We start from the raw sequence: 16,540 nt of genomic DNA on the forward strand, positions 1-16,540 counted from the left end.
GTAGGTTTGATGTTATATAAAGAAAGGGTAATTAATATAACGAATTGCAAAACACTACTTAAAGGAGGAAATTAATATGAAAACGAATTCATTCGCAGAACAAAAATGGTGGAAAATCGGAGCAGCTACATTTCTTTCTGTTGGCTTATTGGCAGCATGTGGTGATGATAATGACGATTCAGATGTAGATGACAATATACACGAAGATATGGACCATGACCTTCAGGATGAAGATACAAATGCAGATTAAATGATGATATATCAATCACAATGTATATTATCTCCACCATTTTATGAAAACTATGAATTGTATAGTTGCTAGTCATATTAATTAGAAGTTTTGGATGGATGAAAGTGGAGAATACCATTTCCATCCGTCCACTTATTTGTTGTTTTCACAAACATAAAAAAGGTTTAATACATTAGCAATTGGGGTACTAGATACTCAATGACCTTACATAATAGAAGGTTTTTAATATGATAACGAATCCAATAGCAAGACATAAATGGTGGAACATTGGAGCTGCAGCATTCCTTTCAGTAGATATACTAGCAACTTGCGGAAATAATCAGGACGATAACGATGATGGAGTAAAAGGTAATGACATCGATAAAGAAGAAGTGGAAGACACAGAAAAGAAATAATGAATAAAAACCGAGAATAAAAATCAAACTTTATAATTTTACTTGTGGATAAGATTCAAAACATTAAGAGCTAGTTTACTAATATAAGATAGACTTATATAAAATAGTAAATTACTTATACTCAAATATAATTTATGTACGCGAAAAGAAAATTAGCATCTAATTTTAAGACATTTCTATAAAAATTTTTCGACAAATTTCGACATTTCTGTTTCTGTGGATAAAGTTATTAACAACATCTAGAGTGCCGTATAACCATTTAGATGTCCTAAGTAATAGTTAATAACAGTTTATCCACTTAACCCTGTGGATAAGGGAACGATTGTTCTTAGCGCAGCTTTTTGTTAGATTTAGAGTATAGAAAGAAACTATTCTTTTTTTATTTTTCTCAAAAGATTTAAGTGAACGCAAAATAATCAGGAGGTGTTTTTGGAATGGGTAAAATGTCAGATGAATTGTTATTAGAGTCCTATATACGAGCAAAAGAGTTGAAACTCTCTATTGATTTTATATCCCTCTTGGAAAGTGAAATTCGCCGACGCTCACTGATTGTTTATTCCTAATCTCTTCAAATAGTTTTGACGAATCTATTGAGAAGAATAACTCTATAAACTTTTCCACAAGACACCCACTCAGCTACAGGCTCATTGAAGGTGTCTTTTTTTATATAGGCTTTTACGGAACAACAATAATATCCATCGATACCCTTTAAAAATATTTCGACATTTTTCTTCTATTAATTATCTGTGGATAAAGTTATACACAGACGATTATCAGTACTAAAAGACATTATCATTAATACTAATAAAGTTAATAACAGATTATCCACAAAAATGTGCATAACTTTATATTTATTTCCTGTAATCGGTATCGTAACGTTTTAAGGAAAGTGAAACTTTCTTTTCTTTGCCTCGTAAATAGTATAGAGTAAAACAAAATACATCTCGGTAGCTAGCATAAATTTATTGGAGGGTAATGAAATTGAAAAAATTAGTAGTATTTTTACTTACTGCAACACTCGTATTTTCATCGGTAGGAAATTTTGTATTTAATGATAATACAATTACAGCCGAAGCCAAAAAATATAAATCAGGCAAGAAAAGTTTCAATACAAATAATAATACAACAAACAATAACTCGAATATCCAAAAGAAAAAAGAAGATACAACGAAAGCTACAAGCAAATCGAATACGCATAAAAAAGGTGGATTTACATCTGGAGGTCTTATGAAAGGCTTATTTATAGGAGGTCTAGCCGGAATGCTTTTCGGTAGCCTGTTTGCAAATATGGGGATTCTAGGGTCCCTTTTAGGTTTTGCAATTAACGCTGCAGCGATCATTTTTATAGTCGTAATCATTCGTAAAATCTTTAACCTGTTTAAAGAAAAGAAAAAAGAGGATGCTACCTCATGGAGAAGTTAATAATTCCAGAACAAAACATTATAAACGCTGTTTGTGTATATGTTGCACGCCAAAAGAATACGATACCAGAGGAAGTGGAAGTTGAGCTTTTATACGATGATGATTCTGGTTTCACTGCAGAAGCTTATGTAAATGGGCAACAAGAGGTTCTTAGTACGTTAAATTTAATAGAAGCACTCCGTCAAACAATTAAAGAGTTCTTGAATCTTGACCCTAATTCTACAGGTATCGAATTGATTCTAGATGACGAAGAAGGCATAATTGCAGCAGTTCATTAAACCTGTGTAGATTGAAAAACCGGTGGCAATATGCCACCGGTTTCTTTTATTATTGTTGGTTATTTGGTTGACCGCTCATTTGTGCTTGGGCTTGAGCTACTAAACGCTTAGTAATTTCTCCGCCAACGGAACCGTTCGCACGCGCTGTAGAATCTCCACCAAGGTTCACACCGAATTCTTGTGCAATTTCATATTTCATTTGATCAAGGGCTTGTTGTACGCCAGGTACTAGAAGTTGATTTGAATTACGATTTGACATGTTGTTCACCTCCTTGTGAGATTAGATTGTGCCGATATGAATCATTTATGCAAAAAAAGTAACAGGATAATTATGCTAAAAGATTATTTACAGTGTTGGTGCTAAGTATAAGATATACTTAGCACCACTTTTTTTACTTTTCAAAAACTTGATGAATTACTTCGTTGGTTTTACTGTTATTTAAGTTCTTATATATGCGACTAGCTGGTAGGTCTCTCATACTTTCCGCAAATGCATTTGCCATTTCTGCTTCCCCAGCTACATGGAATTCTTTCCAGCCACGTTTTTTCTTTAATTGTTCAATAGTTGTGCTCATTCCCTTAAAAAAACTGGAAGCATTTACTTTATACTTTGGATCCAATACTGCACTTTTACTTTCCGCAACGGCTCGTCGACCTTTTGCGTCGAGTTTTTTCTTTTCTCCCCACACTTCGGAAACCGGGTCATATTTAAACGTCAAATCATCTCTAACTAATCCCATAGCAGTATCCAATATACGGACTTCTCCAAAGCTTGGCATGATAATCCCCGCTTCTGGATATGCTTTATACATATACTCTAATTGCTCAGTCATCGCATGATTCTCCCAGTAAAAGTTTGTTTTGACCGGGACTTGCACATAATAAACGGACCATAAGTCTTCGTTTGCAGTAGCAAAAATAACAATTCCTTTGCGCAAATCATGCGCATTTTCTTCTATTTCATTGATTATTTTTTTCTTTACTTCATCGAATGCCTTTATTTCTTGTTTATCATCCGATGCTTCTAAATATTCACCTATTCGTTTTAAACCGCTTTTCAAATGAATTTTCCAAGCACCTTTTAGTGTATCTGGGTCTGCAGGATTGGTGTTTAAATAAACACTTAACACACAACGATCAGTACAGCTATACGCTTTTAAGGCCTGAAGTTCTTTATTTATCGTCATCTATCCTAAAACCTCCTTTTTTTCGTACATGCTTAGCATTTCCCTTAAGCGAGTAGATACTCCGAAATTGAAGTGTTATGTTTTGGATAGTTCTTATTAATTTTAGAAACAAAAAAAATCAACCAAACGTTAGTTGGCTGATTTTAACTTTTTAATTTCTGTCTATTACCTTTTCACCCCGATAAAAAACGTTTTTTATTTGTTCATTATTTGTAATTTCCAACCCCGGAATACCATCTGTAACTAAAAAATTTGCGTCCAATCCTTTTTCTAAACGTCCAAATTGATTTTCTTTGCCCAATATAGCTGCTGGATTATTAGTAATCAATGCTAAAACTTCATTTTCATCGTAATGATGTTTTTTTAATAGCTGCATGGATGGTTGAGCAATTAACATCAATTGGTCAGGTCCTTTTAATGATTGCTCCTGATAGGGAAGCCAAGAAACCCCCAAATACGGAGGTAAATAAGCATCCGTAGAAATGGAAACAGGTATATTATTACGTACAAGTTTAAGTATTTCTTCTGGTGAATTTGGCTTCAAATGAGTTCCTCCCATTGGGGTAGCAACAATTCTTACTCCACGTTTAGAAGCTTTTTCTATTAACTCATCCGTGATTCCATGTGCATGATGCAAAACGTCTATTCCTGCTTCCAATGCCATCTCTATTCCTTCTTCACCAGCCACATGAGCTCCGATTTGCTTCCCTAATTGGTGGTACACGTTCACCACTTGTTCCAGTTCCTCATAGGAATAAATTATTGTTCCCGCTTTTGGTACTTCATTAGGTTTGAAGTTTGCAGGTGTAGCATTTATAAAGATATTTTCCCCAGGATAGTTACTTTCAAAGGCAATTTTTTTAACTAAAGATAAGTCGATTAAGTCTTCCTTCTTAATCCCATTAGATTGCGTGATAGCACTAAAATGTGCCAGTTCCTCAAAACCGATGGAAATACTTGTTGTGGCAAAGGAAATATCCATTGGCATATTCCTTGCAGCTTCACGATAATCTTCTATTGAAAAATCACATAGTGGATGACCACAAATTTGTTCTCCTAATGCTGTTATTCCAGACGAAAGTGCATCAAATAGAATCGCGTTACCGACTACAAAATGAGTTGCAGGGGTCACAGGATAAAGAGAAGTAGGTGCAAATTCGAGTAAGTGGGTATGGCAGTCTACTAAAGAAGGTGTGATGACATATTGAGAATAGTCTATAACAAGGACCGAGATATACGCTTTACTTATCTTTTTCCATGTATCTACTTCTATTATTTTTTCATTTTCGATTACCATCGCGCCATCTTCTAGCGTTCCTTTGTTACTCACTGTAACAATTTTTTTAGCATGAATCATGTATCTACTCATTGATTATCCTACCAAAAAAGGCGTTAAAAAATATGCAAGTATACAAGCTGTCGCAATTCTAATAATCATTCCAATAATCGATGCCACTAAAGCTTCACGTTCATTTAGACCAGATACTTCTTTCCAAGTGGCTGGAATTTGTCCAAAAATAACAGATAGAGGTAAACCAGAATTAGCTAATACAAAGGAGCCAACTATTAATCGGGGGTCAACAGAGCTAGATAGTTCAGCAAGTTGTGCAACTGCAAGTGTAGGAGCGGCAAGAATGGATACAATACCTGTAGCTGGTTCAATGCTCAAAACTGTCAAAATAGAAGATAGGCTAGATTCAATTACTTCCCAAATTCCAAAGAATCTCAAAGCACCGATAAAGAAAAATACAGCCGCGACCGCAGGGATAATGATTAGAAATAGGAGCTCTGCACCTTCTCTTGCGGAGGAAAAGATGGTTTCAAGAAACCTTGTTTTCGGCGTAAACCGAGGTAAATTTTCTAAATCGACCTTCTTTGTATCCCGATAAATGGTTACTGACAATATCCAGGGAACGACGATAATTGGGAGAAAAATGGAGAGAATGATGAGTGGAAATGCATTAATATTAAAAGCTGACAGTGCAATGAGTCCTAACACTAATGTCGCAAAAGATTGCGGTGATTGAATCATTGTCGTCACTGCTATTTTTTGCTCTGCTTTTGTTGCTTTTGCTTTTACTAAAACAGGTCCCGCTATTTTTCCGGCAGCGTTAATATCCCCAAGAATATTATAAACACTCGGTATGATAACGGACGGATTTATTTTTAGCCATTTCATAATCGGAACGAAAATTCGTATTAAACCGTCTGTGAATCCTAATCGTTCAATCAAACGACCGAAAATAACACTAATAATAATTGCAATCCCAATTTCACTCGTCAAAAAAACATCTACTACGATCGGTTTTACTTCTGCAATTATAGTATTAAAAAAATTAGACAGTGAATGAGGGCTAAATAATAGAATTAATAACGAAACAATTACTAAAACGATACCTATGACTTCAAAAGGATGCCATCTTGATCGTGAAGCCTTAGTCTTAAAGCTAGATGTTTGGTTTTTCTCCACTCGAACAACCTCCTTATTCTTTTTATACTTTATGTACGCTTCGAAATATGTGTGTTTGTCTTGGTTCTACAAACCTGTGGAGCAGATAATAACTTGGAATCTACATTCTTTGAACCAAGACAATAGATGCTCAATGTATGATATTCCTTACAACACAAAAAACACACCACCAAACCATTTAGGTAAGGCGGTGTGTTATTCAATGTGTTTGCACACTACTTTCTTCCATCCAGTAAGCTTCACGAATATTAATCTGGCGTCGTATTTTCCTCATGACATCCATCGATACTTCACCTGTTTCATATAGGTTCTGGACTTCATCTCGCTCCGATTGAAATGCTTTGTCTCTCAGTTCACGTTGCTGACGTATGTAGACTTTAGAATCCGCCCCCTTACGAGCTAACTTAAACTTCATAAGCATTTCATTGTATTCCCCTATAATAAGTACATTGACTCCTTCATTTTCAGGTGTCATATTTTCCTTTAAATAATCGATTGCAGCTCTGGCCATTTCAATTTTAAGACGCACTACTTTTTTATTTTTTTCAATTCGCTCCTTAAACGTATTGTGTTTTTTGGATTTGAAAACCTTTAATATGTTATAAATTCCCCGCTTCACAATTATCCAAATAAACAAACCTCTATATTGAAGACGATTTGTTACAGCAATGCGCATCCGATGGATATGTTCTTCGATTAAATAAAGGGACTCACGGTCAATTTGTTCATTTTCCTTTAGTTTCTCGATATATTTAATCTCTGCGTCTAAAGCTTTCATCCGGGCTTCGTTTTCCATTATCTTCATGCGGGCTGTGTCTTCCTCGCTCACATAAATTAAATTATTTCGAATTTGGTTATAATGAGAAATAATCGAAACGGCTGCCCCTCGATTTTCATCGGTAGTTAGATCACGCATCGTATGAATTGCTGCATCTATTGAACGAAGAATCGCCTTTCTCTCTAGTTCTTCTTTCAACCCTTCCGACTCACCTTTTTCCGTTTTCGCCAAAATAGGTAAGAAAATACTCGCTAAAACAAGCGTCACTAAAATAACACCTGCTGCAATGAAAATAATTAAAGATCGCTCAGGAAACACATCCCCATTTGCCAAAAAGTAAGGAATTGTAAAAGCACCCGCGAGTGTTACGGCACCTCGTACTCCTGAAATGGTCGTAATGCTAATATATCTCATCGATGGTTTTGGAAGCTGCTCCGCCTTTGTCAGCCATCCTCCCCACCATCCTACAAAAATCCATAAGAAACGTAATACTAAAAGAGACGCAGTGATAATCAAAATATAGGTAATCACTTCAAAGTTATTAAACAATGGACTATTGAAAATTTCTCGTGAAACACTAGGGATTTGTAATCCTAACAATACGAAAACAAGTCCATTTAAAATATAAATAACAATGGTCCATGTACTTTTTGAGACGACTTGAAGTTGTACGGCTGGAGATTGCTCACGATCCCGATAAACCGCATGGACAATACCAGCTGCTACAACAGATAAAATTCCCGATAGATGAAAATGTTCAACTACATAAAAAATGATAAATGGTGTAAGTAACTGGATGAGCATATGAAGCGTTACATCTTCCATGCCCAATCTGCGGATGAATACCTTTAATCGAATAATGAGGAAAGCAAGTACTGCTCCACCAAGAAATCCTCCAATTGCTATATATACAAAACTCCAACTTGCTTCGGCAAGTGAAAATACACCTGTTACAGTTGCAGCTACTGCAAACTTAAATGCAACTAAACCAGAGGCATCATTCATAAGCCCCTCGCCTTCAAGTACATGCATAATTGTTTTTGGCATCTTTACCCTGCTAGAAATAGCACCTACCGCAACAACATCTGTAGGGGATAAAATCGCTGCTAATGCAAATGAGGCTGGTAGTGGAATCGAAGGAATTAACCAATGGATTAAGTATCCAATAACTAGAACTGTTAAAAATACAAGACCTAGTGCTAACAATAAAATAGGCTTTCGTAATTTCCAAAGATCCTGCCTGGAAACATTCTTTCCATCATAAAACAATAAAGGAGCGATAAACAAGATGAAAAACAATTCCGGCTCCATTGGTACATGTATTCCTAGTGGTAAAGCGGCAAGTAATACGCCAAGCGCAATTTGAATAAGTGGAACTGGTATGTATGGCATAAAATGATTTATAAAATTAGACAGCCCAATAATAGCTAACAATAAAAGTATAATCAGAAAAAACTCCAATTGCGCATCTCCCTTCGAACGTTCAGTTGTATTTTATAAGTGTAAATGGGTTTTTAACAAATTACAAATGACGGGGATGCAGATGCTCTAATTTTCTTGTACGATGCACCAGGCACCAGGCACCAGTAATCATTCTGTAACAATCAATAAACAAACAGCACAAAAAGAGATATGCCTTTTAAATAATCATGACTGATCCATCATTCACGATTATTTATAGGTATATCTTAAATTGAATAGTTTTATTGTTTTATTTAGACAAATAGTCTATTAATCCCATAGCGCTAACTTCCATATCTAGTTGGATTAATTTATATACTTCATGGTTATCTGGAATACTATATTTTCTTAAATGTTCTCTGACTAAACTCACTAAACACTCTGCAAGCTTTTCATATCCCTGTTGTTCTGCATAAATAGATTTTGCTTCATTTAAAAAGATCTCTAACCAGCTAGATACTTGTAGAAATGCCTCGTTAGGAAGATTGGTCATGCCATAATGTCCAAAGTAAATAAAATCAAGTTTCATCTCTTGCATACGATCTATCGCCCTTTGCATCTCAATAGGATCAAATTGATTTGGAGATGTAGAAGGTAGAAATAGATGAACACCGTCTGGTATCAATTGTTCATAGCGTACTCCAACCGTATCTCCCGTAAACATTCCGTTCGTGATCGGATCATAAATACTAAAGTGATGTTTCGCATGCCCCGGTGTATCTAAAAATTCCAACACACAATTTGATCCAATCTTCAACGTATCCCCTTCACCTTTGATAAGCAAGCGCTCCTCGTCTATAGGAATAATTGGCTCAAATAACTGTGAAAACTTTTCTCCATACACAGCCTTGGCACCAGCAATTAATCTTTCTGGATTTGCTAAATGTCTTGCTCCTTTTGGATGGACTACCAATTTGGCATTCGGGCATTCCTTTATTAAAAGCCCAGCCCCTCCCGCGTGATCTAAGTGGATATGCGTTACGATTATGTATTTCACTTCCTCCAGTGAAAAGCCTAATGACTTTAATCCTTCGATTACATATTTTATGGACGGGCTTGCACTTGTTTCTACAATCGTCAATTCTTCTTCTTGAATGACATATATCCCTGTCCGTTCCTCCACACCAAGATCATGACCATCAATCAAATAAATTCTTTCATTTATTTGAATAGGTTTTGTTTGCTTCATTCCATATTCCCCCTTTTATTTTATGGAAGATTCTAATAACTATCTTAACATACATAATAAAGTCAGTGACCATACCTCGGACACTGACTTTTTAATTTTTCATATCTACAATAGATAAAAACCAATTCCCATAATTAAGTATGCTGCAAAAAGGGTCAATCCTTCAAACCAGTTCGATTCTCCATCATTTGAAAGGTTAATAACTAGAAGTGCAGCAGTAACCATCGCAACAAGTTCGGGCCATGTGAAAACGAGTGACATAGGTTCTGGCATAAACAAAGAAACAATAACTAGTATCGGTGCTACGAACATTGCCACTTGTAGTGTGGAACCAACTGCAATTTCCACCGATACATCCATTTTGTTTTTCACAGCCATTGTAATGGCCGAAACATGCTCCGCCGCATTTCCAACAATCGCTACAATAATGACACCAATAAACAACTCTGTCCAACCAAACTTCTCCCCTAGCATTTCAAAAGTGTGGACTAGTTGTTCCGACACAAAAGCCACTACTACCGTTGCCAATAGAAGTATTAAAATAGACTTACCTTTCGTCCATTCTGGTACTTCCTCCTCCTTTTCCGGTTGGTCTGAGGAAGCAAATACACCTCGATGCGTGACAAGTTTGAAAAATAATCCCGCAAGATAGAGCGCAATTAGAATAATGGCAATTCCAATGCTCAAGTTCAACGTTTTTTGCGAATCCATCCCCATCGAAAATACTTCGGGAATTACAAACGCGATAATAACAGCAAAAATAAGCAATCCTGCATTATATCTAGAATCATGAACACTGAATTTTTGACGTTTAAACTTAATGCCGCCAGCAAAAAATGAAAGACCTAGTACAAGTAGCAAATTTCCAAGAACAGATCCAGTCAGTGAAGCCAAAACAATTCCAACCATACCTGCCTTCAATGTAAAAATAGAAATAATAAGTTCAACCGCATTTCCAAAGGTAGCATTTAATAATCCTCCAATCCTTGGACCGCTCACAATTGCCAGACTTTCCGTAGCACGGCCTATGTATCCGGAAAGCCCAATAATACTTGCACAGCAAAGAATGAACATAACCATATCCGACCAATTAAAAAATGCCCCTATCATGACTAATGGTACTCCTCCAAAAACAAGAACGGCAAAAAACTTATCCACTAATAACACCTCTCCATTAAATGAGTTCTACTCTATCTTTCCCTTTTCTAATAATTAGAAACCCTATCCCAATTACTCCTCCCGAAAAAATTAAACACGCTTTCTCTACATCTTTCATATCATGGGTAGTGAATAGAAAGGAGTGAGGCATTATAATTAACTTACAACCAGTTATTATTGAAGGTCATACATTTTTGACTATTTCTGTTGAACTGCCCAAAACAAACTTACTTGTCGTAACGAGCGATAAAGGATATATCATGTGTGGGGCACTTGATGTTGCACTGCTGAATGAGAAATTAAAGGATCGAAAAGTAATTGCAGGAAGAGCAGTAGGTGTGAAAACAATTGATCAACTTCTTGATGCACCACTAGAATCTGTCACTTATGAAGCTGAAGAACTGGGTATCACAAAAGGCACTATAGGAAGAGAAGCACTTTTAAAAATGATATGAGCATATTGAAGAGCTAGCCATTTTCGGCTAGCTTTTTTTGTTTAAAACTTTTTATAAAAGTGTTAGCCTTTATAGTTGACTCTCTTATAAAGTAAGAGTAAATTAGAGTAGCTATTTAAGGACTGTTCGCAAATGAACTATTCTAATTAGAACGGAGAGATAAGCAATGGACTTTAATGTATCTGGCAATAAATCATCGGATTTTTTACATTCATTTTGGCGTGTGAATAGAAACCTGATGCGTTTCGTACATAATACTGCGCAAGAAAATGATCTATCGATTCCACAGTATTCTGTATTAATGATTATTGCGCCACGCAAAGAAATGACTCAAAAACAATTAGGTGAAATACTACAAATTCCGAAAAGCACTTTAAGTCAAGCCGTTGATGGGCTTGTTCAAACAGAATGGATTCATAGACAGCCCGTTCAGGATAATAGAAGAGAAATGCAATTAATACTTAGTGAAAAAGGAGAAACATTGTTTGAAAAAATAAGCATTCAAAAAGGAAGCATCCATCAAGCAATCGAATCTGTTATAAGCACCATCGATAGTAATCAATTTGAAGAGCTTCAAAACACGCTTCATCATATCGCAAATTTATTAGAAAGTGATTCTATTATAGAGGAGAGCATCCAGAATGATTAAACTTTTAAAAAATTTATCTGTGTATAAGTGGATTGTTCTTTCTGTGCTCGGCTTTGTTTTTATCCAATCTATGTCCGACCTATATTTACCAACGCTTATGGCAGATATTATTGATAAAGGTGTGGTGATTGGTAATACAACTTATATTTGGAAGATTGGTGGGCTAATGCTTTTGGTAGCTGCCTTTGGAGCCATTGCTTCAATCGCCGCAAGCTACTACTCCTCCAAAGCAGCGATAGGACTAGGAAGAGATATCCGTCGGAAAGTGTTTAAACATGTAGAGCAATTTTCGCTTCAGGAATTTGACGGGTTTGGCACAGCATCCCTTATTACAAGAACGACAAATGATATTACTCAAGTTCAGCAAGTGGTAATTATGATGCTTCGCATGGTTGTTAGCGCTCCAATTATGTTTGTTGGGGGAATCATAATGGCTGTATCTAAAGATGCAAAATTATCCCTTGTAATTGTTCTTACAATGCCTGTGTTAGTAGGATCTGTATTACTAATATTGTATAGAGGTGTACCGCTTTTCAAAACGGTTCAAAAGAGGCTAGACCGGTTAAACCTTGTATTACGCGAAAATTTAACTGGAATTCGTGTTATTCGTGCCTTTAACCATGAAAAGCAGGAAAAAGTGCGTCTTCAAAAAGCAAATAAAGATTTGACGGATGTTTCTATAAAAGTGAATAAAGTAATGGCATTCCTGATGCCAGTCATGATGCTCGTGATGAACATCACTGTTGTACTAATCATTTGGTTTGGTGGAATTCGTATTGATGGGGGCTCCATGTTAATTGGTGATTTAATGGCTTTCATACAGTATGTAATGCAAATTATGTTCGCCCTTGTTATGGCATCTATGATGTTCATCATGGTACCTAGGGCTGCAGTTTCAGCAAATCGGATCAACGAAGTACTTAATAAAAAACCATTATCTTTAGTTGAAGGTACAAAACCTGTGGATAAAGAACGTGGAACACTTGAATTTGATCATGTATCTTTTAGTTATCCAGGAGCAGAAGAATCTGCATTATCGAATATTACTTTTCAAGCAAGGTCAGGAGAAATTACCGCAATTATCGGAGGTACAGGTGCTGGCAAATCGACGCTTGTTAACCTGATCCCACGTTTTTATGATGTAACAAGTGGAACCATCCGTGTAAACGGCGTCGATATTCGCGAAGCTTCCCAAGATGAGGTACGTTCGAAAATTGGGTTCGTCCCTCAAAAGGCACTTCTCTTCTCCGGTACTATTAAGGAAAATATTCAGTTCGGAAAACAAGATGCCACACAGCAGGAAATTGAGCATGCAGCCCATATTGCACAAGCCGAAGATTTTATTAGTAAAATGGAGGACGGATACGATGCCGTTATTACACAAGGCGGATCAAATGTATCTGGAGGACAAAAACAACGACTATCGATTGCAAGGGCCCTCGTTCGTAAACCTGACATTTACGTTTTCGATGATAGTTTCTCAGCGCTCGATTTCAAAACAGACGCAAAACTTAGAGAAGCACTCAAAGATGAAACAGCAAATTCTACCGTCGTTATTGTTGCACAAAGAGTTAGCACTGTGGCTGATGCGGACCAAATTATCGTATTAGATAAAGGTGAAATTGTAGGAATTGGTACACATCAGGATCTTCTTGAAAATAATAGTGTATATCGGGAAATAGTCGAATCACAGCTCTCAGAGGAGGAAATCGCATGAGCAAGCAAAAAAAATCGCAATCTCAAGGCGGGCGTCCAATGGGACCTGGCGGCGGAAACGCAATGATGATGGGCGGGCAGAAGGCAAAGAATTTTAAAGGAACATTACGACGCCTTCTAAAATACTTAAAACCTCGCCGCAATCAACTAATTGCAGTGTTTGTCGCTGCTATTTTAAGTACTGTCTTTGCAATTGTCGGCCCTAAAATTATGGGGAACGCAATTACAACATTATTTGAAGGCGCATATGGAAAACTTTCAGGAGTACCTGGAGCGGGAATCGATTTTGATGCAATTGGTAAGCTTCTTTTGCTGCTTGCGGGTCTGTATGTCATAAGCAGTCTGTTCACGTATATTCAGCAATACATTATGTCGAGCGTTGCGCAAAAAACAGTTTATGATTTACGTGAAGATGTAAATCATAAACTTGAAAAACTTCCACTTAAATATTATGATGGACGACCAAATGGCGAGACACTAAGCCGTGTGACGAATGATATTGATACAATTGGAAGTACACTCCAACAAAGTTTGACACAGTTTATTACTTCTATTGTTACAATAGTCGGTATCATCGTGATGATGCTTACAATTAGTCCAATATTAACTTTGATCACTGTTATCAGCTTACCGTTATCAATGTTTGTCATTCAACCGATTTTGAAAAGATCACAAAAGCATTTTGCTGACCAACAACGTACATTGGGTCAGCTGAATGGACATATTGAAGAAATGTATACGGGGCACCAAGTCGTTAAAGTATTTGGTCATGAGAAGAAAGCAATCGCCGAGTTTGACGAAGTGAATGAGCAATTGTATGACGCTGGTCGCAAGGCTCAATTTATTTCCGGGATTATTATGCCGATGATGTCTTTAATCGGGAACTTAAGCTATGTCGTGATAAGTGTTGTCGGAGGAATATTAGTGACCCAACGTGCCATTTCAATTGGTGATATACAAGCGTTTATCACGTATTCTAAGCAATTTACACAACCAGTTATGCAAACAGCTAATATTGCAAATATCGTTCAATCTACCGTTGCTGCGGCTGAACGTGTATTTGAATTACTGGATGAAGAAGAGGAAGAAAAAGAAGTAACTTCTGAAACGCTGTCAAGGGCGGAAGGATCTGTAACGTTTGATCAAGTAGACTTTGGCTATGGAGAAGAATTATTAATAGAAAACATGAATATTAATGTGCTTCCCGGTCAGACAGTTGCAATTGTAGGTCCAACTGGTGCCGGAAAAACAACCTTGATCAATTTATTAATGAGGTTTTATGAGTTAAATGGCGGTAAAATAACAATCGATGGGCATAATACTCGAATGATGTCACGATCAGACTTACGCACAACTTTTGGAATGGTTCTTCAAGATACTTGGCTCTTTAATGGCACAATTAAAGACAATATTGCCTTTGGGAAAGATGGAGCAACAGACGAAGAAATAGTTGCAGCTGCTAAAACAGCACGTGCCGATCATTTCATCCGTACTTTACCAGATGGTTACGAGACAATTTTAAATGAAGAAGCATCCAATATTTCGCAAGGTCAAAAGCAATTGTTAACAATTGCTCGTGCGGTTCTTGCAAATCCACCAATCATGATTTTAGATGAGGCTACTTCTAGTGTAGATACGCGGACAGAATTGCTAATACAACAAGCGATGAACCGTTTAATGAAAAACCGAACTAGTTTCGTTATCGCTCATAGACTTTCTACCATTAGAGATGCCGATTTGATATTAGTAATGAACCAAGGCAAAGTAATCGAACAAGGAACTCACTCAGAACTCATAGAAAAAAATGGCTTCTATGCAGATCTTTATAACAGCCAATTTGCAACTAAAAAAGCGATATAAATTATGAAAGAGAGTCATTCACCTGACTCTCTTTTTTCTTCTTACTTACATTTAGTCATAATCTTTCTTCTCTATCTATATACTTATCACATAGATTTTGTTTTGGGGGGATTATTTTGAACAAAGTAGAATTTAAACAATTCTTTGATATTGGATATGAAGAAATGATATTTGCCGCAAATAATGATGAAACGTTCATTCGTATAAAAAGTTATTATTCTGTCCCATCTTCCATGGTCACCTCCGCCATTGTCCATATTAACGGAAAACGGTTTGATGAAAATAGATGGTGGCTTTTTTTCACCGAGTTAGTGGAAATCGAAGAAAATGTTAGCGCTACTGTTTATATTGAATTAGATAAATTTGAGATTGACCCTGGCGACTTTGATGAAGAGGCTTTTATTCAACATTTAATCGATGAAGCAACTGAAAAAATACAAGAGACAGATTTAAATACGGTCCTCAAAGAAATGGAAGTAATTTAATCGTTTACAAGCAACTCTGGCTGCTATAGGCTTATATGAACTTATCCGATCTTCCGTCGAAAAAATAATGGAATATACGTTTTTAGCTAGTGAATTCTGTTCAGTTGCTCTTTGTTCTGGTTCAACTGCTCCTGCAGTGAACTAATCGGCTCTAAGTTCCCTCTACTTTGAAGCGCCATAGCCACTGATCTATCAGCCTGTTCAATGGCATTATGTGCATTTTGAATTGCTTCATCTGTTGGATGTGTTAAAGCTTGCCCTACGGCTAACGTGACATCATCCACAGAATTATACAATCGAGCAATTACATTATCTTCTTTCCAGCTCATTTGTGTATGATCTTCCATAAAAAGACCTCCTTTCACGTTACTTAGCTTTACTATGGCAAAACCATGGCCTTTTTATTCAAAGTAAGAACTATATTAAATAGTTTTTATAAATGAGGGAATACTACCTCTTGAATGGAACAATGAAGGAGGAAATGATATGTCCCCACTACCAATAGATTCAGCTGATAATGAAGAAAGATTAAAGAAAGAAATCTGTAATAATGAAGCAGCAATAGAGTTCACGGCAGAAGATGAACTAGCTTCAAATAAAGAAAAAAATACTCGTCGTGAAGATAGCCTTGGCGGTTTGAGAGCTGAAATACTTGCAGAAGCTAAATCCCGCGTGAACAAATACATTTAACAGTAGCCAGCCCAGTAGATAATACTAGGCTGGCTTTTTCAGTTTGTTTAGGTTAACCCCTATTTACACGGGGTATACTAAAGCTATCAAGGACTAT

The 16,540-nt window shown here is 36.5% G+C and carries 19 protein-coding genes; 11 read left to right on the forward strand and 8 right to left on the reverse strand.

The window, feature by feature from the left end:
- Nucleotides 1-76 precede the first annotated feature (76 nt).
- The 5 genes from FS486_RS20070 to FS486_RS05595 all read left to right on the forward strand — a co-directional run bounded on the left by FS486_RS20070 (nt 77) and on the right by FS486_RS05595 (nt 2,345).
- The gene (locus FS486_RS20070; RefSeq protein ID WP_186321370.1) at nt 77-250 is read left to right on the forward strand and encodes a hypothetical protein; all 174 of its coding nucleotides are present in this window, start codon (nt 77-79) and stop codon (nt 248-250) included.
- A gap of 227 nt (nt 251-477) precedes the next feature.
- Entirely contained in the window at nt 478-645 is a 168-nt protein-coding gene (locus tag FS486_RS20075) for a hypothetical protein (RefSeq protein WP_186321371.1), read from the forward strand.
- 434 nt (nt 646-1,079) lie between these two features.
- A complete protein-coding gene (sda, locus tag FS486_RS05585; protein ID WP_144510340.1) occupies nt 1,080-1,208 on the forward strand; it encodes a sporulation histidine kinase inhibitor Sda in 129 nt (42 codons plus the stop codon).
- A gap of 418 nt (nt 1,209-1,626) precedes the next feature.
- Nucleotides 1,627-2,067 carry a hypothetical protein gene (locus tag FS486_RS05590; RefSeq protein ID WP_144510341.1) on the forward strand — a complete coding sequence of 147 codons (441 nt, stop codon included), beginning with the start codon at nt 1,627-1,629 and terminating at the stop codon, nt 2,065-2,067.
- Nucleotides 2,055-2,345 carry a YxcD family protein gene (locus tag FS486_RS05595; protein ID WP_144510342.1) on the forward strand — a complete coding sequence of 97 codons (291 nt, stop codon included), beginning with the start codon at nt 2,055-2,057 and terminating at the stop codon, nt 2,343-2,345. The genes FS486_RS05590 and FS486_RS05595 overlap by 13 nt, the downstream gene beginning before the upstream one ends.
- A gap of 49 nt (nt 2,346-2,394) precedes the next feature.
- Here FS486_RS05595 and FS486_RS05600 read toward each other — a convergent pair whose 3' ends face one another.
- The 7 genes from FS486_RS05600 to cax all read right to left on the reverse strand — a co-directional run bounded on the left by FS486_RS05600 (nt 2,395) and on the right by cax (nt 10,588).
- On the reverse strand, nt 2,395-2,604 hold the full coding sequence (locus FS486_RS05600) for an alpha/beta-type small acid-soluble spore protein (protein WP_144510343.1): 210 nt from the start codon (nt 2,602-2,604) through the stop codon (nt 2,395-2,397).
- A 133-nt stretch (nt 2,605-2,737) separates the two neighbouring features.
- Nucleotides 2,738-3,532: a VLRF1 family aeRF1-type release factor gene (locus tag FS486_RS05605; protein WP_144510344.1), complete on the reverse strand. Its 795-nt coding sequence runs from the start codon at nt 3,530-3,532 to the stop codon at nt 2,738-2,740.
- A gap of 151 nt (nt 3,533-3,683) precedes the next feature.
- Nucleotides 3,684-4,901 (reverse strand): amidohydrolase family protein, encoded by a 1,218-nt coding sequence (locus FS486_RS05610; protein WP_144510345.1) that lies wholly within the window; start codon nt 4,899-4,901, stop codon nt 3,684-3,686.
- Nucleotides 4,902-4,904: 3 nt separating this feature from the next.
- Nucleotides 4,905-6,002 carry a hypothetical protein gene (locus tag FS486_RS05615; RefSeq protein ID WP_260858030.1) on the reverse strand — a complete coding sequence of 366 codons (1,098 nt, stop codon included), beginning with the start codon at nt 6,000-6,002 and terminating at the stop codon, nt 4,905-4,907.
- A 199-nt stretch (nt 6,003-6,201) separates the two neighbouring features.
- Nucleotides 6,202-8,241, reverse strand: coding sequence for a Na+/H+ antiporter (locus FS486_RS05620; protein ID WP_144510346.1), 2,040 nt, complete (start codon nt 8,239-8,241; stop codon nt 6,202-6,204).
- A 250-nt stretch (nt 8,242-8,491) separates the two neighbouring features.
- Entirely contained in the window at nt 8,492-9,430 is a 939-nt protein-coding gene (locus tag FS486_RS05625; protein ID WP_144510347.1) for an MBL fold metallo-hydrolase, read from the reverse strand.
- Between the two features lie 105 nt (nt 9,431-9,535).
- Nucleotides 9,536-10,588, reverse strand: a complete 1,053-nt coding sequence (gene cax / locus FS486_RS05630) for a calcium/proton exchanger (protein WP_144510348.1) — start codon at nt 10,586-10,588, stop codon at nt 9,536-9,538.
- A gap of 152 nt (nt 10,589-10,740) precedes the next feature.
- On the opposite strand from cax, the gene FS486_RS05635 reads away from it, so the two are divergent.
- The 5 genes from FS486_RS05635 (at nt 10,741) to FS486_RS05655 (ending at nt 15,753) form a co-directional block, all read left to right on the forward strand.
- Nucleotides 10,741-11,043, forward strand: a complete 303-nt coding sequence (locus tag FS486_RS05635) for a YunC family protein (RefSeq protein ID WP_144510349.1) — start codon at nt 10,741-10,743, stop codon at nt 11,041-11,043.
- Nucleotides 11,044-11,209: 166 nt separating this feature from the next.
- Nucleotides 11,210-11,692 (forward strand): MarR family winged helix-turn-helix transcriptional regulator, encoded by a 483-nt coding sequence (locus tag FS486_RS05640; protein WP_144510350.1) that lies wholly within the window; start codon nt 11,210-11,212, stop codon nt 11,690-11,692.
- Nucleotides 11,685-13,409, forward strand: a complete 1,725-nt coding sequence (locus FS486_RS05645) for an ABC transporter ATP-binding protein (protein WP_144510351.1) — start codon at nt 11,685-11,687, stop codon at nt 13,407-13,409. The genes FS486_RS05640 and FS486_RS05645 overlap by 8 nt, the downstream gene beginning before the upstream one ends.
- Complete coding sequence (locus FS486_RS05650; protein ID WP_144510352.1) at nt 13,406-15,268, forward strand: ABC transporter ATP-binding protein; 1,863 nt, start codon at nt 13,406-13,408, stop codon at nt 15,266-15,268. Before FS486_RS05645 ends, FS486_RS05650 begins: the two co-directional genes overlap by 4 nt.
- Nucleotides 15,269-15,384: 116 nt before the next feature.
- Entirely contained in the window at nt 15,385-15,753 is a 369-nt protein-coding gene (locus FS486_RS05655; protein WP_144510353.1) for a hypothetical protein, read from the forward strand.
- Nucleotides 15,754-15,839: 86 nt separating this feature from the next.
- Here FS486_RS05655 and FS486_RS05660 read toward each other — a convergent pair whose 3' ends face one another.
- A complete protein-coding gene (locus FS486_RS05660) occupies nt 15,840-16,100 on the reverse strand; it encodes a hypothetical protein (RefSeq protein ID WP_144510354.1) in 261 nt (86 codons plus the stop codon).
- Nucleotides 16,101-16,239: 139 nt separating this feature from the next.
- On the opposite strand from FS486_RS05660, the gene FS486_RS05665 reads away from it, so the two are divergent.
- A complete protein-coding gene (locus FS486_RS05665; protein ID WP_144510355.1) occupies nt 16,240-16,443 on the forward strand; it encodes a small, acid-soluble spore protein tlp in 204 nt (67 codons plus the stop codon).
- The last annotated feature ends 97 nt before the right edge of the window (nt 16,444-16,540 follow it).

Source organism: Bacillus sp. FJAT-22090, from assembly GCF_007676755.1.
Lineage (GTDB): Bacteria > Bacillota > Bacilli > Bacillales_A > Planococcaceae > Psychrobacillus.